At 63.9% G+C, this 17,726-nt stretch carries 15 protein-coding genes and 1 tRNA gene; 8 read left to right on the top strand and 8 right to left on the bottom strand.

Annotated features, from left to right (window positions below; all coding sequences use genetic code 11):
* Positions 1-58: 58 nt before the first annotated feature.
* The 6 genes from R3X27_RS04185 to fabI all read right to left on the bottom strand — a co-directional run bounded on the left by R3X27_RS04185 (position 59) and on the right by fabI (position 7,640).
* Positions 59-1,015 carry an L-malyl-CoA/beta-methylmalyl-CoA lyase gene (locus R3X27_RS04185; RefSeq protein WP_317707574.1) on the bottom strand — a complete coding sequence of 319 codons (957 nt, stop codon included), beginning with the start codon at positions 1,013-1,015 and terminating at the stop codon, positions 59-61.
* Positions 1,016-1,397: 382 nt separating this feature from the next.
* Positions 1,398-2,912 (bottom strand): anthranilate synthase component I, encoded by a 1,515-nt coding sequence (gene trpE, locus R3X27_RS04180; RefSeq protein WP_317707573.1) that lies wholly within the window; start codon positions 2,910-2,912, stop codon positions 1,398-1,400.
* A gap of 4 nt (positions 2,913-2,916) precedes the next feature.
* Positions 2,917-4,770, bottom strand: a complete 1,854-nt coding sequence (locus R3X27_RS04175) for a peptidylprolyl isomerase (RefSeq protein ID WP_317707572.1) — start codon at positions 4,768-4,770, stop codon at positions 2,917-2,919.
* A 68-nt stretch (positions 4,771-4,838) separates the two neighbouring features.
* Positions 4,839-6,029 (bottom strand): aminotransferase, encoded by a 1,191-nt coding sequence (locus R3X27_RS04170; protein WP_317707571.1) that lies wholly within the window; start codon positions 6,027-6,029, stop codon positions 4,839-4,841.
* Positions 6,030-6,295: 266 nt separating this feature from the next.
* Positions 6,296-6,814, bottom strand: a complete 519-nt coding sequence (gene gpt, locus R3X27_RS04165) for a xanthine phosphoribosyltransferase (protein ID WP_317707570.1) — start codon at positions 6,812-6,814, stop codon at positions 6,296-6,298.
* Between the two features lie 7 nt (positions 6,815-6,821).
* On the bottom strand, positions 6,822-7,640 hold the full coding sequence (gene fabI, locus R3X27_RS04160; RefSeq protein WP_317707569.1) for an enoyl-ACP reductase FabI: 819 nt from the start codon (positions 7,638-7,640) through the stop codon (positions 6,822-6,824).
* Positions 7,641-7,666: 26 nt separating this feature from the next.
* On the opposite strand from fabI, the gene pdxH reads away from it, so the two are divergent.
* From pdxH to R3X27_RS04135, 5 genes are all read left to right on the top strand, one after another.
* On the top strand, positions 7,667-8,377 hold the full coding sequence (gene pdxH / locus R3X27_RS04155; RefSeq protein WP_411572458.1) for a pyridoxamine 5'-phosphate oxidase: 711 nt from the start codon (positions 7,667-7,669) through the stop codon (positions 8,375-8,377).
* Between the two features lie 251 nt (positions 8,378-8,628).
* Entirely contained in the window at positions 8,629-9,147 is a 519-nt protein-coding gene (locus tag R3X27_RS04150) for a cold shock domain-containing protein (RefSeq protein ID WP_317707824.1), read from the top strand.
* Entirely contained in the window at positions 9,147-9,623 is a 477-nt protein-coding gene (locus R3X27_RS04145) for a DUF192 domain-containing protein (protein ID WP_317707823.1), read from the top strand. The genes R3X27_RS04150 and R3X27_RS04145 overlap by 1 nt, the downstream gene beginning before the upstream one ends.
* Before the next feature lie 298 nt (positions 9,624-9,921).
* Positions 9,922-10,359 carry a DMT family transporter gene (locus tag R3X27_RS04140; protein ID WP_317707567.1) on the top strand — a complete coding sequence of 146 codons (438 nt, stop codon included), beginning with the start codon at positions 9,922-9,924 and terminating at the stop codon, positions 10,357-10,359.
* Positions 10,360-10,492: 133 nt separating this feature from the next.
* Positions 10,493-10,569, top strand: a tRNA-Pro gene (locus R3X27_RS04135).
* 53 nt (positions 10,570-10,622) lie between these two features.
* Here R3X27_RS04135 and R3X27_RS04130 read toward each other — a convergent pair.
* Positions 10,623-11,264, bottom strand: a complete 642-nt coding sequence (locus R3X27_RS04130) for a response regulator transcription factor (RefSeq protein ID WP_317707566.1) — start codon at positions 11,262-11,264, stop codon at positions 10,623-10,625.
* Complete coding sequence (locus tag R3X27_RS04125; protein ID WP_411572462.1) at positions 11,261-12,613, bottom strand: cache domain-containing protein; 1,353 nt, start codon at positions 12,611-12,613, stop codon at positions 11,261-11,263. Before R3X27_RS04125 ends, R3X27_RS04130 begins: the two co-directional genes overlap by 4 nt.
* A gap of 624 nt (positions 12,614-13,237) precedes the next feature.
* On the opposite strand from R3X27_RS04125, the gene R3X27_RS04120 reads away from it, so the two are divergent.
* The 3 genes from R3X27_RS04120 (at position 13,238) to R3X27_RS04110 (ending at position 17,703) form a co-directional block, all read left to right on the top strand.
* Positions 13,238-14,320, top strand: a complete 1,083-nt coding sequence (locus R3X27_RS04120) for a TRAP transporter substrate-binding protein DctP (protein WP_317707564.1) — start codon at positions 13,238-13,240, stop codon at positions 14,318-14,320.
* A gap of 101 nt (positions 14,321-14,421) precedes the next feature.
* Positions 14,422-15,336, top strand: a complete 915-nt coding sequence (locus R3X27_RS04115; protein WP_317707563.1) for a TRAP transporter small permease subunit — start codon at positions 14,422-14,424, stop codon at positions 15,334-15,336.
* Positions 15,337-15,348: 12 nt separating this feature from the next.
* Positions 15,349-17,703, top strand: a complete 2,355-nt coding sequence (locus R3X27_RS04110; RefSeq protein WP_317707562.1) for a TRAP transporter large permease subunit — start codon at positions 15,349-15,351, stop codon at positions 17,701-17,703.
* Positions 17,704-17,726 lie beyond the last annotated feature (23 nt).

Here is a 17,726-nt window from a genome sequence, read left to right as displayed (position 1 = left end):
TGCGCCCGTCAGAAGCCTCCCCTCTTCCAACGGGCGCGGCAGGACCGGGTCGCGTGGATCAGCCGGCGATGAGTTCCGCCTGTTTCACGATCACTTCGGCCTGCTTGATCGAGGCAATGTCGACCAGCCGTCCCTTGTAGACGGTTGCGCCGGCCCCCTCGGCCTTTGCTTTCTCCATCGCCGCGAGAATTTCCTTCGCCTCGGCCACGGCGGCCTCGGACGGCGTGAACACCTCGTTGGCCAGGCCGATCTGCTTGGGATGGATCGCCCATTTGCCGACCATGCCCAGCGTCGCCGAGCGCCGTGCCTGAGCGACATAGCCGTCATCGTCGGAGAAATCACCGAACGGCCCGTCCACCGGCAGCACGCCATGGGTCCGGCAGGCCGCGACGATCGCCGCCTGCGCCCAGTGCCACGGATCCGACCAGTGCTTTACGCCCTCGCGGATCATGTAGTAATTCTCCTGCGTGCCGCCGATGCCGGTGGTTTGCATGCCCATCGAGGCGGCGAAATCGGCAGCCCCGAGGCTCATTGCCTCCATGCGGGGGGAGGCTGCTGCAATCTCCTCGACATGGGCGATGCCGGCGGCGCTCTCGATGATGACCTCGAAGCTGATCGGCTTGCTCCGTCCCTTGGCGCTCTCGATGGCGGTGACCAGCGCGTCAACGGCATAGATGTCGCCGGCGCAGCCGACCTTCGGGATCATGATCTGGTCGATGCGGTCCGAGGCCTGCTCCAGCAGGTCCACCACGTCGCGATACCAGAAAGGCGTGTCGAGTCCGTTGATGCGGACGGAGAGCGTCTTGGCGCCCCAATCCACGTCGCCGATGGCCTGGATGATATTCTTGCGCGCCTCCGGCTTGTCATCCGGGGCCACCGAATCCTCAAGGTCGAGATTGATCACATCCGCAGCGCTCGCGGCCATCTTCTCGAAGATCGCCGGTCGGGAGCCGGGGCCGAAGAGTTGGCAGCGGTTCGGACGGGCAGGGGCGGCGGGCTGAATGCGGAAGCTCATGACTCTCTCCGGCAAGGATATTTCGATATTTGCTCGGAGTTGGGTAGATTATTGCGCAGGCTCTTGCAAGGGGCTTTTCGCAGTGGCAGCATTTCGCTGCGTCGCCGCATGGTCTGCTGCAGGCCATTGAGGGCTGCAGATGTCGCGCGATGGGGATGGTAGAGACTTGGAAGCTGCCTCTTCAGGCCACGTTTCGATTGGAGTGCGAGGGTACTCAACCCGACATGGCCCGGTTGGCTATTCCAGAGTCCCTTCCGACACGAAATGCCGTTTGCGGACGTTGGGTTTGCGCATTGATCGGCACGGAATCAAGCCGCAGGCACGGCTTGGGGGCGCTTCATTGCCAACGGTGCGAACGGCAGACATGTCCGCAGCCTGGCGTTCAGCTGTTGCCGCCGCGCACGAATCGTCCGGCATCCTGCGCCGCCGCGCGAATGGCCCGGGACTTGTTCACCGTCTCCTGCCACTCGGCTTCCGGATCGCTGTCATAGACCACGCCACCGCCGGCCTGGATATAGAGCGTCTCGTCCTTGAGCACCGAGGTGCGCAGCGCGATGCACATGTCCATCTCGCCATCGGCCGCGAAATAGCCCACGCCGCCGCCATAGACGCCGCGCTTCTCCGGCTCCAGCTCGTCGATGATCTCCATCGCCCGGACTTTTGGCGCGCCCGAGACAGTGCCCGCCGGAAGCCCCGCGAGCAGGGCAGACAGGGCGTCCTCGCCATCTTTCAGCTCGCCCACGACGTTGGAGACGATATGCATCACGTGGCTGTAGCGCTCGATGACGAACTCCTCGGTCGGCTTCACCGTCCCGATCTTTGCCACCCGGCCGACATCGTTGCGGCCGAGATCCAGCAGCATCAGGTGTTCTGCCATTTCCTTCTCGTCGCCGAGAAGATCGGCCTCCAGCGCCCGGTCCTCTTCTTCGCTCGCACCGCGATGACGCGTGCCGGCGATGGGTCGGATCGTCACCTCGCCTTCGCGCAGCCGCACGAGGATCTCCGGGGACGCCCCGATGACCTGGAAGCCACCGAAGTTGAAGAAGAACATGAAGGGCGAGGGGTTGGTCCGCCGCAAGGAGCGATAGAGCGAGAAGGGCGGTAGCGGGAAATGCAGCGACCAGCGCTGCGAGGGAACGACCTGGAATATGTCGCCCGCCTTGATGTATTCCTTCGCCCGTTCAACGGACTTCATGTAGTCCGGCTTGGTAAAGTTGGAGATGGGCTCGCCCACATCCAACTCATCGGAAAGGTTGCGCGTCTCGCCCCGCAGGCCGGCATCGAGGTCGCGCAGGGCGTCCATCACGCGTTCGGCGGCCTGCGCATAGGCCGCCTTGGCCGAAAGCCCGCCTTCGGTGAAGGCCGGCGAAACGAGCATCACCTCGCCTTTCACCCCGTCGAGCACCGCAACGACCGAGGGGCGCATCATCACCGCGTCGGGCAGGCCGACCGGGTCCGGGTTGACGTCGGGCAGGTGCTCGACCAGCCGGATCATGTCATAGCCGAGATAGCCGAAGAGCCCGGCGGAGGCCGATGGCAGGCCGTCGGGCAGCTCGATGCGGCTCTCGGCGATCAGGCTGCGCAGGGAGGTGAGCGGATCCGTCTCCTCCTCGACCCAGGCGTTGGAATCGAACCGTGCCTGCCGGTTGATCCGCGCCGTCGTGCCATTGCTCTGCCAGATCAGGTCCGGCTTGAGGCCGATCATCGAGTAGCGTCCGCGGACCTCGCCGCCGGTGACCGATTCCAGCATGAAACTGTCGGTCCGGGCGCCCGCGAGCTTGAGCATCAGGCTCACCGGCGTGTCGAGATCCGCCGCGAGCCGCGTGTAGACGACCTGGTTTGCGCCAGCTTCGAAGCCCTTGGCAAACTCGTCGAAGGAAGGAGAAAGCTGTGTCATGGCCTCAGCGGAAGAGTTGCGTATGCACGGCGTTGAGCCCGGCATCATTGATAGAAATCCCGGCCGTCGCGGTCATCTGGCGGGCATACAAGGTGAAGAGGTCCTCGGCGATGCCCTGCTCGGCTTGCTGGGACATGGCCATGCGGAAGAGCGCGATCTGCGGATCGTCCGCGTCCGGTCCGTCCACGCTGTCGAGCACCACCAGCACCGCACCGTCCGAGGTTTCCACCACGGCGGCGGCGCCAGTCTCCAGCGAGAAGACCGCGTTGGCGACATCCGGCTCCAGACCTTCGACAAATCCCGAGCGGATCACGTTTTCAGCCGTTTCAACACCGAGCCCGGCGACGTCGACCAGGGTCTCTCCGGTCTCCAGCTCGGCCAGGGCGGCCTCGGCCTCGGCGACCAGCGCCTTGCGGATTTCGGCGGTTTCCCAGCCGGCCATGACTGCGTCGCGCACCTCGTCCAGCGGCTGCAGCCGCGGTTCGATCACCTTGTCCAGCCGCATCGCGTAGATCGAGCCGTCGTCCAATGTCAGGATCTCGGCAAAATCCTCATCCGTCAGCGCATCTGCCGCCGCGCGGAAATCGGTATAGGCGGCGATATCGGCCTCGGACCCGGCATGGTAATCGACCGTGCCAAGCTCCATCTTGGTCTCTTCGACGAGATCCTCGACGGTCGCGCCGCCAGCGAGCAGATCGTCGAGATCGGTGATCATGTCCTCGATCACCCGCCGTGCCCGCTCACGTCCCAGTTCGGAGCGCAGCTCCGGCTCGGCCTGCTCGAAGGTGGTCTCGCGCGATTGCAGGATACCGTTCATCCGGAACAGCGCGGGGCCAAGATCGGTGGGGTAGGGGCCGACAAGACCCGGTTCCTCCAGTCCGAAAACCGCCGCCCCGGCCTGGCCGAGATCTGCCTCGGCCATCTCGCCAAGATCGACATCTTCCAACGTCAGGCCGCGGCTTTCCACCGTGGCCACGAAATCGGTGTCGCCAGCCTCGATCGCCTCGCGGGCGGCCGTCGCCTCTTCGGCGGTGCCGAAGACCAGCCGTTCCACCAGCCGCCGCTCCGGGACGATATACTCGTCCGCCCGCTCCGAATACAGCGCCCGCAGGGCCTCTTCGTCGATCGCGATCTCATTCAGCAGCATGTCCGGTGTCAGCCAGGCATAGGTGATGTGCTTCATCTCCGGCAGGGTGAACGCGGCTTCGTTCCCGGCGTGATAGGCTTCCAGGTCGGCCTCGGTCGGGCTCGGGATTTCGCTGGTCAGGCTGTCCGGCGCGAAGGTCGCCCAACGGAAGCTGCGGCGCTCGCCATACCAGTTCGTGAGCACCTCGCTCAGCGTCTCGGGCGGGGCGACGCCGGCGACAACGCTGGCCTGCAGGATGTTGCGGCTGCTTTCCTCGCGGACGGATTGCTCGAAGCCGGCGACGTTCCAGCCGTTCTGGTCGAGCATGAACTCATAGGCATCACGGTCGAACTCGCCGCTCACGCCCTGAAAGGCGGAGGAGCCGGTGATCATCCGGGCGACTTCCTCGTCGCCCACGGAGAGGCCGAGCCGGTCGGTTTCGTTGTTGAGCGCCTCGGTGCCGATGAGCTGGCCGCGGACCTGTGCCGTGACACCCGTCGCCTCCAGCGCTGCAAGGCTCACGTCGGTGGCACCCGAGGCTTCCTCGACCCGGATCGCCTGAACCATCGCGCGGTAGTAATCCTCGGCGGTGATGTCCCGGTCGCCGACCGTGGCGATGCTGGTGCCGCCACCGGAGAAATTGGTGATGCCGAAGCCGCCCAGTCCGAGGATCAAAAGACCCATCAGGCCCATCATAAGGTAGTCGCTAAACGACTTTTTCTTGGTGCTCATCGCTCGGTGGCCTCCTGCGCAGCGTGTCGCGTTTGTCTAGGCGTTGCGCGGCAGGGAGGCAAGCGGACTCAGCGCTCGAAGCTCACGCCCGCGAGCCGGTCGAACAGCGTCTCGATGCCGTCCGCGTCGATATTGGCATAGGCAAGCCGCAGGTGGCGCCTGCCCGAGGTCGCGCCTTTTGGCTCGAACATCGTGCCGGGGAGGCAGAGCACGCTGGCCTCCTCGACCAGCGCCTTTGCCAGAGCGTCCGAGGACAGGGCAAAAGGGTGCTCGACATAGGCGAAATAGGCGCCACAGCCTTTCAGGCACCACCCCTGCTCGGCCAGTTTCGGGAAACCGGCCTCGATGGAGGCGCGGCGGGCGAGGATCTCGCGGCGCTCGCCGGCGAGCCAGTCGCCGAGAGTCTGGATGCCCAACAGGGCGGCGCGCTGGCCGATCTGGCTGGGGCAGATGGTGACAGTGTCGATGAATTTCTCGACCTCGGCGAGGCGCGCCGGGCTCGACATCAGCGCGCCGACGCGGTGTCCGGTCAGGCGATAGGACTTTGAAAAACTGTAGAGGCGGATCAGGGTCTCGTCCCAGTCCGGATCCTCGAAGAGCGGGTGCGGGGCACCGTCGCGGCTGTGAAAATCCCGATAGGTTTCGTCGACCACGAGGGCCAGTCCCCGTGAACGGGCGAGTTCGGCGAAAGCGGCGACACGCTCGGGCGGGTACTCGACCCCGGCCGGGTTGTTCGGCGTGACCAGCGCGATGGCGCGGGTGCGCGGGCCGATCAGCGTGGCCGCGACCTTCGGGTCCGGCAGCAGGTCAGGACCGGTGGGCAGCGGGACGGTGCGGATCGAGCTCATGTCGAGCCACATCTTGTGGTTGAAATACCAAGGGATCGGCAGCAGGACCTCGTCGCCCGGACCGGCCAGCGTGGCGATGGCGGCGGCGAAGGCCTGGTTGCAACCCGACGTTATGGCGGTCTGCTCGGGGCGGATCGTGCCGCCATATTGCGCCGAGACCTGCTCGGACAGGGCCGCGCGCAAGGCGGGCAGACCGAGATCGGGACCGTAAAGATGGCTTGCGGGCTCCTGCATCAACGCCTCTGCCATCGCCCGGCGCAACGGCTCGGGCGGCGGCGCGACGGGGGCAGCCTGGCTGACATTGATCAGCGGGCGATCTGCAGGGAAGGTCCGGCCGGCGATCCAGCGGCCGGCTTCGGGGACCGGCGAGACATCCGTGGCCTGCATGGCCGGGTTCAGGGGCAGGGACATGGGCGGCTCCGGGATTGCGGTCGGATCCTGTCTAGCAACCGCGCCGGAACGCCGAAAGGTGTTTGAGACCCGGACCGCGAAGAGAGAGGCGTCGCTGGCCTGTGGTGCCTGTTTGCTGGGCGTCAGACCGCGGGGAACGGCTGTTCCGGCCGTGCGATCCCGTGAAGTTCGACCGTCAAAGGATTGAAACGTCGCCGGTATTTTCACCAATCCTCAGGCGTGTCCCGATAGCGGAGCGCCCGCCGTCACGGAGAACGCGGTGGCGATCAATCCGTGCCGCGATAGGGTTCCACATATTGCAGCGCCATGTCCCACGGGAAGAAAATCCAGGTGTCCTGGCTCACTTCCGTGATGAAGCTGTCCACCATCGGCCGGCCCTTGGGCTTGGCATAGACGGTGGCGAAATGGGCGTTCGGATAGAGCCGGCGCACCAGTTCGAGCGTCTTGCCGGAATCGACAAGGTCGTCGATGACGAGGATGCCGGTGCCATCTCCCATCAGCTCCTCGTTCGGCGCGTTGAGCACGACAGCGTCCATCTGGGTCTGGTGGTTGTAGGATCTCACCGAGATCGTATCGACAAGCCGGATATCGAGTTCGCGCGCGATGATCATCGCCGGGGCCATGCCGCCGCGGGTGATTGCCACGATGGCCTTCCAGGCGCCGTTATCGGGCCCCTGTCCGTCCAGCCGCCAGGCCAGGGCCCGGCTGTCACGGTGGATCTGGTCCCAGCTGATGTGGAAGCCCTTCTCATGGGGCAGGCGGTCGGGACGGGGGCGGTCGCTCATGGCAGGCTCACTTCTTTCCGGTTACAGCGTCGATATCGGGCGCATCCACGGCCTTCATGCCGACAGAGTGATAGCCCGCATCGACATGATGCAGCTCGCCGGTCACCCCCGCGCCCAGATCGGAGAGCAGGTAGAGTGCGGAATTGCCGACATCCTGAATGGTGACATTGCGGCGCAGCGGCGAGTTCAGCTCGTTCCACTTCAGGATATAGCGGAAATCGCCGATACCCGAGGCGGCCAGCGTCTTGATCGGGCCGGCCGAGATGGCGTTGACGCGGATTCCGTCCTTGCCGAGATCCTCGGCCAGATAGCGCACCGAGGCTTCCAGGGCTGCCTTGGCCACCCCCATCACATTGTAATGCGGCATCACCCGTTCGGCGCCGAGATAGGTCATGGTCAGCGCCGAGCCGCCATTCTTCATCAGCTTTTCGGCCCGCTGCATCACGGAGGTGAAGGAATAGACCGAAACATCCATGGTCATGGTAAAGTTCTCGCGGGAGGTCTCAACATAGCGTCCGCGCAGCTCGTTCTTGTCGGAGAAGCCGATGGCGTGGACGATGAAGTCCAGCGAGCCCCAGGCTTCCTCGATCTGTGCGAAGGCGGCATCGACCGACGCGTCGTCGGTGACATCGCAATCGGCCAGCAATTTCACCCCCAGTTGCTCGGCCAGCGGGATCGCGCGCTTGCGGAAGGCGTCGCCCTGATAGGTCAGCGCCAGCTCGGCGCCGGCGTCGGCGCAGGCCTTCGCGATACCCCAGGCGATGGATTTGTCATTGGCCAGCCCCATGATCAGGCCACGCTTTCCGGCCATAAGTCCGTTTGTCATCTCACCCTCCGCCTGTTGGCTCAGCTTTGCGCCCGTTTAGGCCAAGCAGCGGGTCAGAGGCAAGAACAACGCTTCAATGCTGGCGTCCGGGCGCCGAGCGGTGTAGCCAACACACATCACGACAGGAGACCCGCATGAGCGACCGCAGCGGCATCTTTGCCGGAAATGATCCCTTCACCCTCGCCCGCGACTGGCTGCGCGAGGCGGAGGCGAGCGAGCCGAACGATCCCAACGCCATCGCGCTTTCAACCGTCGATTCGGAGGGCATGCCCAATGCGCGCATGGTCCTGCTCAAGGAGATCGATGCGGACAGCTTCGTCTTCTACACCAATTACGACTCGACCAAGGCCGCGGAGCTGGACAGCACCGGCAAGGCCGCCTTCGTGATGCACTGGAAGAGCCTGCGCCGGCAGGTCCGTGCCCGCGGCGTGATCACCCGGGAAGAGGGCCCGCAAGCGGATGCCTACTACGCCTCCCGCTCGCTCAAGTCCCGCCTGGGCGCCTGGGCGTCGCAACAGAGCCGGCCATTGGCCTCGCGCGGCGTGCTGATGGCCGAGGTGGCGAAGGTGACGGCAAAACACGGTCCCAATCCGAAGCGCCCGCCCTTCTGGGGCGGCTATCGGCTCACGCCCGTCGAGATCGAGTTCTGGGCCGATGGCGCGTTCCGCCTGCATGACCGCTTCCGTTGGACAACGGATGGGAAGGGCGGCTGGGATGTCGAAAGGCTGTCACCGTAAACAGGAATCTGTCCTGCCTGCCCGTCCTGCAAGAACAAACGATTGCAAATGGTTGCCACTTTTTAACGATCATGCGGTTGATGTATCTCAGGCGATGGCTTATGCACTTAACCTTGTTGACGTTGCCTTTGGGTAATGGCCTGTGGATTACTCGCAAGCGGATTCATTATTGCACTGTTACTTGATGAAGCTGACCCGATGAACGGGAGTGGTGCAATGGTGGCCTCTTAGTGACCGATAGTGTTGAAAACATGGAGCCGCGCTCGATGCGTGGCAATGTGAAGTGGTTCGACCCCTTGAAGGGGTTCGGCTTCGTTCTTGCGGATGAGGGTGGTCCTGACATTCTCCTGCACGCGAATGTTCTGCGGAATTTCGGGCAATCCTCCGTTGCGGATGGCGCGGAGATCGAGATTCTCGTGCAACGGACGGCGCGGGGGATGCAGGCCGTGGAGGTTCTGTCCATCGTGCCGCCAAATGAGGGCGAAGGGCCACCGCTGGAAGACCTTGCCACCATTTCCGCGGAAGAACTGGCCAGCCTGCCGCTGGAACCGGCGCGGGTGAAGTGGTTCGACAAGGCCAAGGGGTTCGGTTTTGCCAATGTCTTCGGTCAGTCAGAAGATATCTTCGTACATATCGAGGTGCTGCGGCGGTCCGGCCTTGCAGATCTTCAACCGGGCGAAGCGGTCGGCATCCGGGTCACGACCGGACGGCGCGGCCTGATGGCGATCGAAGTCGCCGCCTGGGAGCGGGCGATCCGCACTGACGAGTGATGCGGATCGCGGGGCACCGTGTCGCGGTTCTGCTGGCGGCCTGTCTGTCGCCGCTTGCGGCCCTGGCGGAATGTACTCCGGACACGGCGGAACTGCGCGGGTCCTGGGGGCAGGCGCAATTCCGGATTGAATTGGCCGATACCCCCGAAGAGCGCGCGCGCGGGCTGATGTTTCGGGAGACCCTGCCGCGCTCGGCTGGCATGCTTTTCGTCTATGAAGAGCCCGGTCGGGCCAGTTTCTGGATGAAAAACACGCTGATCCCGCTCGACATGCTCTTTATCGATACCACCGGCATCGTCACCCATGTGCATGCGCGGGCGATCCCGGGCGACCTGACGCCGATCGATGGCGGCGATGGGGTACGGCTGGTGCTCGAAATCAATGGTGGACTGGCCGAGGCGATGGGGATTGGTCCGGGCAGCGAATTGCGGCACCCGGCCATTGGACCGAACGCGGCCTGGCCCTGTACCGAGTGACACAGCGTTTTTAAGCTGCCCTGAACGGCCCCCTGCCTGAGCTTGGCACCCTGCCGGACATCCATCTCACGCGCCCTTTCTATCCGTGGACGACGGCAGGATGGCCGGACCGGATCGGCCGTCTGACCGCTTCGTTTCGCGGCAATTGGGGCAAGTCGAGCGTCTCCTCTCAACGGGTGTTTCCGGCGTCGCCGGACCTGCGTTTCGGTCAGGACTGCGGCACAGTCGCCACAGGTGCGAAGGCGCTTTTCCTTCCTCTCAATGCGCTCTATCGCTGGACAAAACTCATGGAAAAATCATGCTAGATCTTGCTCTGGTCGTTGTGCTTGGCCTGTCGGGCGGCCTTGCCGTTGGTGTCCAGTCACCGATGGCGGGGGCGATGGGAAGTCGAATCGGGGGGGCTGCCGGCAGCTTCATTCTCCATCTGAGCGGGACGATCGCCTCGCTTGTCCTGCTGATCGCGCGCGGCGGCGAGAACATCCATGCCTGGCGCAGCCTGCCTTGGTACATGCTGTGCAGCGGCGTTTTCGGGTTGGTGCTGATCCTGACGCTCAGCCAGACCGTTCCGAAACTGGGGGCTGCCTCCGCGATCACGCTCGTCGTTGTCGGCCAGCTCGTGGGCGGTTTGCTGATCGATCATTTCGGTTTTTTCGACGTGACGGTACGGCCGGTGGATCTGCAGCGGATTGCGGCTGTGACGCTTCTCCTCGCCGGAGCCTACCTGATGGTGCGCTGACAGCGGACCGGGCGGAGAGGATTTTCCGGACGGAGAGGATTTTCCGGACAGGGCAAAGCGATGCTTGTGATTTGCCGCAACTGCGGTCATATAGCGCTGATCCGCGCGCGACGTGTCGCAGCATGGGTCAGATCGGGGCGTAGCGCAGCCTGGTAGCGCGACGGTTTTGGGTACCGTAGGTCGCAAGTTCGAATCTTGCCGTCCCGACCATTTTTCAAAAGACAAACAGGGCTTTATCCGCCGGCCGCCGGGTTCGGGGGCTCTCAGAGCCGTGCGCCGGTCCCCTGCAACACGCCATGTTCCAGCGCGTAGCGGGTCAGCCCGGCGGTGGAGGAGATTCCGAGTTTGCGCTTGATGTTCTTGCGATGCGTCTCGACCGTGCGCACCGAGATACCGAGATTGTTGGCGACCTCCTTGTTCGACCGTCCCTGTGCAAGTTGCAGCAGGATTGTCTGCTCGCGGCTGGTCAGCGCCTCGCGGCCACTATCCGTCTCCGGGGTCAGCGAAGCTGTGGCACCGGTACAAAGATAGCGCTCGCCGGCCATGACCCGGTCGATGGCCTCCTTGATCTGCTCGGTGGGCACATCCTTGAGAACGTAGCCGCGCGCTCCATGACCGAGGGCAGTGGAGATGTATTCCGGCGAGTCGTGCATCGACAGGATCAGGATGCGCAGATCCGGATTGTCCTCCAGCAGCATCTCCGTCGCGTTGAGCCCGTTCACCGCGGGCATGTTGAGATCCATCAGCACGACATCCGGGGTGAGGGTGGCGACATTGTCCACCGCCTCCTGCCCGTTGGAGAGTGTGCCGACCACCTCGATGTCCGGGTAGCTCTCCAGGATCGCCTCGATTCCGGCCGCGACCATCGGATGGTCGTCCACGATCATCACGCGAGTGGCGCTCATGCGCTCTTCCTTTCCTTGTTCTGGGGCGGCGGGCCGCTTTCCGGCGCCAGCATATGTGTCAGCGGCACCTGTGCCTCGATCACCGTGCCATTGCGCGAGCTCTGGATGCGCAGCTGGCCGCCAAGCTGCTCGATCCGCTCCTGCATGTTGCGCAGTCCGAGCCCCTGTGGCGGGCCGGCGGAGTCCCGCGCGGCGGCAAGCCCACGACCATTATCCGCGATCCGCAGCGTTGCACCGTCGGTATGTCCGAAGACATGCAGGCTCACCCGGCTCGCCTCGGCATGGCGCTCGATATTGGTCAGCGCCTCCTGGGCAACGCGGTAGAGCGAAATCTTGGCGTCCTGGTCGAGCCGGTTGCGGAAGACGACGGTCTCGAACTCCATCTCGATGCCGGTTCGGGCGCCGAATTCCTCGGTCAGCGATTGCAGCGCCGGGCCGAGGCCGAGATCGTCCAGCACCCCAGGGCGCAGGTCACGGCTGATCCGGCGCACCTCCTGGATCGCTCCGCCAAGCGCGTCGATACCGCCACCGAGATTCTCCTCCGCGCGCGCATCGCCGGTCCGCAGGCGCCGGCGTGCCAGTTCCAGCATGTAGCGGACGCCCACGAGCATCTGGCTGATCGAGTCGTGCAGCTCACGAGCGACGCGGCCGCGCTCCTCTTCCTGGGTGTCGAAGATCCGCTGCGTGAGCGCCTTGAGCTTGGCATCGGCGAGGCGGCGTTCCCGGATATTGAGCCAGAGCCCGGAGAAGAAGACCAGCAGCAGCGCCGCCATGGTGATCCCGGCGATCCAGAGGAAGGTCTCGCGGATCCGTGCTTCGGTCTCCGAGCGGGCGGCGGCGACGGTTGCCAGCACGTCATCGATGAAGATGCCGGTGCCGATGGCCCATCGCCAATCCTGCAGCCCGACCACAAAGGAGACCATCTGCGCCTCTTCGCCGGTCGAGGGCTTGTGCCAGAGATAGCTGTGATAGCCGCTGCCGCGCCGGGCGATGGAGATAAGCTCGTCGACGATGGGCGTGCCTGCGGCATCCGTCAGCCCGGCCCAGTTGGCGCCAATCAGCTCGGTCTGGCGCGGGGCGACGAGATTGTTGCCCTCATAGTCATAGACAAAGAAATAGCCGTCCTGTCCGTAGATCATCGCGGCGAGCGTGTGGATGACGCGCTCCTTGGCATCCTCGTCATCGGGCAGGGCGCGACCGTAATCCTTCGAGATCGCCGTTCGGGCGAGGGCAAGATAGTTCTTCAGTTCCGTGCGCTTGGCCGCGATCAGCCTGTTCTCCAGCTCGGCGATCTCGCGGTCGGCGAGGCTGCGCGCCTGTACCGCGACGAGCACCGAGATCGCCGCCATCGCCAGCACCAGCGGTACCGTCGCCAGAAGGAACAGCTTCTGGGCATAGCTGAGCCTGACGCCTTGAAACAGGCGAAACGGGCGTCGGTCCACGGGCAAATCGGCCTCCCTTCCGATTGCAGGGCTGGGAGAAAATACGCGCTAGCGTGGGCGAGATGCAAGCTGTCGCAGCCGGGGGCGGGGGCCCACCGTGATCGGTTGGGGAATAGGCATCAGAAAGGGTACGGCAGTGCTCGCCGCCGCGGGCAACCATCTCTCCCGTCTTCAGGCCTTCTGGAAACGTCACCGTGGCGTCGTGACTCGTTCTCGCGGGGAATCAGGCCTTGTGGTGTCGTGTACTCGCCCGAATCGGCGGAGATCCGGTGGCTCGGGAGATGTCCCCGGCGGCTTGATTCGAGGAGGGCAGGAGCAAATCGAGACCCGTGTGCAGCGCGCACGCGACGCGAAATGGTTGGTTCTCGGTCTCGGCCTGCCCGGAAATTGGTCAGAAATCTTCGCCATTTGCCTCGATCTACGCATTTGTCGGTATTTGAGCTTCGCAATGAGATCGCTAACCTCCCGCTCACTTTAAACGATCCGCCTGCCAAAAGGCGGGCTCCAAAGTACCAACGGGAGGACACTCACATGGATCGTCGTTCATTTCTGAAGACGTCTGCTATTGGCGGCTCGGCCGCTGCGGCCACAGCGCTGGCCGCGCCGGCCTATGCCCAGGGCAAGCGCACCCTGACCATGGTCACCACCTGGGGCCGTGGCCTCGCCGGCGTGTTCGACGCCGCGCAGCGCGCCGCTGATTCCATCACCGCCATCACCGACGGATCGCTGACCGTCGAGGTGAAGGCCGCGGGCGAACTCGTCGGCGCCTTCGAGGTCTTCGACGCGGTCACCGCCGGCCAGGCCGACATGTATCACGCCGCCGACTATTATTTCGTCGGCCAGCATCCGGGCTATGCCTATTTCACCTCCGTGCCCTTCGGCATGACCGCGCAAGAGCTGGTGAACTGGTACTACTTCAATGGCGGCGCCGAGATGCATGACGAGCTCGGCGAGCTCTTCGGCCTCAAGTCCTTCCTTTGCGGCAATACCGGCGCGCAGGCTGGCGGCTGGTTCCGCAAGGAGATCAACGGCCCCGAAGACTTCAACGGCCTGAAGTTCCGCATGCCGGGCCTCGGCGGCGAAGCACTCGGCAAGCTTGGCGCTTCCGTGCAGAACCTTCCCGGCTCCGAAGTGTATCAGGCGCTGGCCTCCGGCGCGATCGACGGCACCGAGTGGATCGGCCCCTGGGCGGACGAGAAGGCCGGCTTCCAGGAGATCACCAAGTTCTACTACACCGCCGGTTTCCACGAGCCGGGCGCGGGTCTCTCGCTGGCCGTCAACCGTGAGGTTTTCGAAAGCCTGACCCCGGCTCAGCAGAAGGCGATCGAGATTGCCTCCGCCGAGACGCATCAGTGGAACCTTGCCCAGTTCCTCTCCAATAACGGTGCCGCCCTGCAGCGCCTCCAGTCCGCCGGTGTGAAGGTTCTGTCCTTCAACGACGCCGTCTGGGATGCGATGGGTGCGGCCGCCAAGGAGACGCTGGAGAGCAAGCGTGATGGCGACATCTACGACAAGATCTATGACAGCTACCTGACGTCGATGAAGGCTTCTTCCGACTGGATCAAGGCCTCCGAGGGCGCTTACCGCACGCAGCGCGACCGTATCCTCGGTTAATCCATAACATCAAGAACACAGGGCAGGCCCATGAAAGGGCCTGCCTTTTTCATCCTGCCTGATGGGCGGGACGACAAGAATACCTTCGGGGGACAGGCCATATGGGACTGGTCGAGGCATGGGGCGGCACCTTCATCGGGTGGGTCGTCGCCAATATCATCGAAGCCTATTACAACTTCTTCTACGCGATCTCGCATCCGGGTCTATGGCTCGACTGGTCGAGCAAGGAAGCAATCATGCGCTTCGCCTATTACGGCGGATCGGTTGAGTTCTTCTTTGTCGTTTTCACGGCGTTCCTGACGATCACCGCAATCGGGATATTCTCGCGCAGATTGCTCTGGGGCGTTGTCATCGGACTGGAATTCTTCGCCAACTCGGTCGGCCGCTTCTTCGCCTGGGCCGGCCTGTTGATGGTGCTGCAGCAGATCGTCATCGTCTTCATGCAGCGCATCTTCGCAGCCTCCCAGATCTCCATCGGCTTCGGCAAGACGATCACCTTCGATGTCTCCTGGTGGTCGGAGGAGCTCAAGCTCTACAACGCCATGATCGTCGCGCTGTGTGCCACCTACACCTTCGTGCAGGGCGGCCATGTCCGTGTCGACCTGGTCTATGCCGTGGTGCGCGAGCGCACCCGCAAGATCATCGACATGGTGGGCAGCCTGATCTTCATGATGCCGATGGCCGTGCTGATCTGGATGTATGGCTGGTTCTTCATGTGGCGCCATCTCATCACGCCCAAGATCTCGGCCTCCGACAAGCTTGAGCTGATGCTGAAGAAATCCCGCATCGTGAAGTGGAATGTCGAGACCATCGGGTTCTCGCCCAATGGATTCAACGCCTATTTCCTCTTCAAGCTGCTGCTCGTCGCCTTCGCCGGCATGGTCTTCCTGCAGGCCATCGCCTTCTTCTACCGCTCCTGGCTGGAGCTGCGGGAAGGTCACGAAAGCGAAGGCAAATACCTCGACAAGGACAAGCTGGGCGATGCGGATGCCGAGCTGGTCGCAGAAATCCACTAAGGGGCAGGACAGATGTTTCTTGGACTCGACGGGGTCGAAATCGGCCTGATCATCGTTTTCCTGTGCCTTTTTGGTGCAATCCTCTCCGGCTTCCCGGTGGCTTTCGCCATCGGTGGCGCCGCCATCATCTCCTTTGGCATAATCGCCTCGCTGGACTCGGCCGGACTGCTGATCCACCAGGCGATCGACAAGTCGTCCGAAGCCTACAAGGAGGTTGTCAGTTCCGGCGTCGCGGCGGATGCGATCTCGGTGTTTCGATATCCGGACCTGCCGCGCGAGGCCATGCCGGTCTTCCCGGGGGGCTGGGAACAGGCGATGGACCGGAACCTCTCCTTCATCGTCAACCGGATCAACGAGCGCGTGCTCGCCGGCGCCTCCATCGAGACCCTGCTGGCGGTGCTGATGTTCGTGCTGATGGGCATCACGCTGGAACGCTCCAAGATCGCCAATGACCTGCTGACCACGATGGCCAAGGTCTTCGGGCCGCTGCCGGGCGGTCTCGCGGTCTCCATCGTGGTCGTTGGCGCCTTCCTTGCCGCTTCCACCGGCATTGTCGGCGCCACGGTCGTGACCATGGGTCTGCTCGCCCTGCCGACCATGTTGCGCAACAACTATTCGCCCGAGCTGGCCACCGGCGTCATCGCTGCGTCCGGCACGTTGGGACAGATCATCCCGCCCTCCATCGTCATCGTGCTGCTCGGCACGCTGGCGGGGGACCTCTACTCGGCGGCACAGGAGGAACGCGCCCAGCTTGTCGGGTGTTCGGATGCGCTGACCTATCTCGGCCAGCCTGCCGTGGTCTCGGTCGGCACGTTGTTCCAGGCCGCCCTCGTCCCGGGCATCCTGCTGGCAGTGCTCTATGCTGCCTATGCGCTCGGCTACGCGCTCCTCAACCCGTCCAAGGCGCCCCCCGTGGCGATGGATGACGGCGACGGGGAGCATATCGGCCGCCGCCACGGGCTCACATGGTTCCTCTTCGTCCCGGTGGCGCTGATCGCTGGCACGATTTTCCTCTCCTCGGCCAATGTCATCGGCTCACAGGATGTGACCGTCGACAGCTTCTCCGATGCCGGCAAGACCGCAAGCCTGCGGACCAATGTTGGCGAGCAGTGCCAGGCGGCGATGATCGACCTGCATGGTCAGGAGGCCTGGAATGCGGCCGTGACCCAGCAATCGGACATCGATGCCGCGGGCGGCGTGCAGGAGAGCCGCAAGCTGACAGAGGAAGAACTCGTTTCGGCCAAGGCCGAGAAGATCGCCAACGCGCCGATCCTCTCGGGCTCCCTTGTCACCGGCTTCCTGCTGCTGAGCCTCGTGCTGACCACCGCGCGCGGTGTGGCGCCGAAGGGCGATCCGCGCGATCTGCTGATCGGCGGGGCAGGGGTGCTTCTGGCCCTTGGTGTGGACGCCGCCTTGATCGGCCCGCTCACAACGCCCGGCCAGACCGTGCTGCTGCTGGCAATCCCGCTGGCGATGGTGCTCTATAGCTGCCGATCGGCGGCCCGGGTGCTGGGGCAGAACGAACTGCTGCGCGTGGTCTTCCCGCCGCTGGTGCTGATTGTCGCCGTGCTCGGCTCGATCCTCGGCGGCATCACCAACCCGACGCCGGCCGCCGCACTTGGCGCTGGTGGCGCGCTGATGCTGGCGGCCTATCGCCGGCTGGCGGAGGATGACGGCAAGGGCGGGGTGATCATCTGGGCCACTTTCGCGATCATCATCATGATCCTTGTTGGCGTGAATTTCGACCTGCGGGTGAACCAGGAAGTGGTCACCTTCGAGAACTGGATCGCCTTCCTCGTCGCCAAGGGCGCCTATCTCTACGCGATGTTCGGCATCCTCTATGCCTGCTGGGTGCTCTTCGCCAAGGGCGTGTTGCGGCCGGTCGTTCGGGAGACGGCAAAGGTGACCTCGATGGTGTTCACCATCCTGATCGGTTCGCAATTGCTGAACCTCGTCGTCATCTCCTTTGGCGGCGAGCACTATATCCAGCAATTCCTGCGCAGCTATGACAGCGAGATCACCGTCTTCCTGATCGTGATGCTGGTGCTCTTCATCCTCGGCTTCGTGCTCGACTTCCTGGAGATCATCTATATCGTCATCCCGATTGTCGGGCCGGTGATCTATGGCGGCACGATGGACCCGAAATGGGTGACGATCATGATCGCGGTGAACCTGCAGACCTCCTTCCTCACGCCGCCCTTCGGCTTCGCGCTGTTCTACCTGCGCGGCGTGGCGCCCAAGGAGGTCACGACGGGCCATATCTATCGCGGCGTGATCCCCTTCGTGCTGATCCAGGTCGCGGGGCTGGGCTTGCTGTGGCTCTTCCCGTCGGTGGTGACCATCCTGCCCAACCTGATCGGCAACTGAGCCGATCCCATAGCGAGATGCCA

It is taken from the genome of Tropicimonas sp. TH_r6, from assembly GCF_033101155.1.
In the GTDB taxonomy this organism is placed as follows: domain Bacteria; phylum Pseudomonadota; class Alphaproteobacteria; order Rhodobacterales; family Rhodobacteraceae; genus Tropicimonas.
The sequence above is the reverse complement of the archived record's forward strand: the minus strand, read 5'-3'. Positions and strand labels throughout refer to the sequence as shown.

Coding starts and splice junctions, on each gene's coding strand:
- R3X27_RS04120 (WP_317707564.1), top strand. CDS start 13,238: ATGGATCGTCGTTCATTTCTGAAGACGTCTGCTATTGGCGGCTCGGCC.
- R3X27_RS04175 (WP_317707572.1), bottom strand. CDS start 4,770: ATGAGCACCAAGAAAAAGTCGTTTAGCGACTACCTTATGATGGGCCTG.
- R3X27_RS04130 (WP_317707566.1), bottom strand. CDS start 11,264: ATGAGCGCCACTCGCGTGATGATCGTGGACGACCATCCGATGGTCGCG.
- R3X27_RS04170 (WP_317707571.1), bottom strand. CDS start 6,029: ATGTCCCTGCCCCTGAACCCGGCCATGCAGGCCACGGATGTCTCGCCG.
- R3X27_RS04145 (WP_317707823.1), top strand. CDS start 9,147: ATGCGGATCGCGGGGCACCGTGTCGCGGTTCTGCTGGCGGCCTGTCTG.
- R3X27_RS04150 (WP_317707824.1), top strand. CDS start 8,629: ATGGAGCCGCGCTCGATGCGTGGCAATGTGAAGTGGTTCGACCCCTTG.
- fabI (WP_317707569.1), bottom strand. CDS start 7,640: ATGACAAACGGACTTATGGCCGGAAAGCGTGGCCTGATCATGGGGCTG.
- R3X27_RS04115 (WP_317707563.1), top strand. CDS start 14,422: ATGGGACTGGTCGAGGCATGGGGCGGCACCTTCATCGGGTGGGTCGTC.
- trpE (WP_317707573.1), bottom strand. CDS start 2,912: ATGACACAGCTTTCTCCTTCCTTCGACGAGTTTGCCAAGGGCTTCGAA.
- R3X27_RS04140 (WP_317707567.1), top strand. CDS start 9,922: ATGCTAGATCTTGCTCTGGTCGTTGTGCTTGGCCTGTCGGGCGGCCTT.
- R3X27_RS04125 (WP_411572462.1), bottom strand. CDS start 12,613: ATGGCGGCGATCTCGGTGCTCGTCGCGGTACAGGCGCGCAGCCTCGCC.
- R3X27_RS04110 (WP_317707562.1), top strand. CDS start 15,349: ATGTTTCTTGGACTCGACGGGGTCGAAATCGGCCTGATCATCGTTTTC.
- gpt (WP_317707570.1), bottom strand. CDS start 6,814: ATGAGCGACCGCCCCCGTCCCGACCGCCTGCCCCATGAGAAGGGCTTC.
- R3X27_RS04185 (WP_317707574.1), bottom strand. CDS start 1,015: ATGAGCTTCCGCATTCAGCCCGCCGCCCCTGCCCGTCCGAACCGCTGC.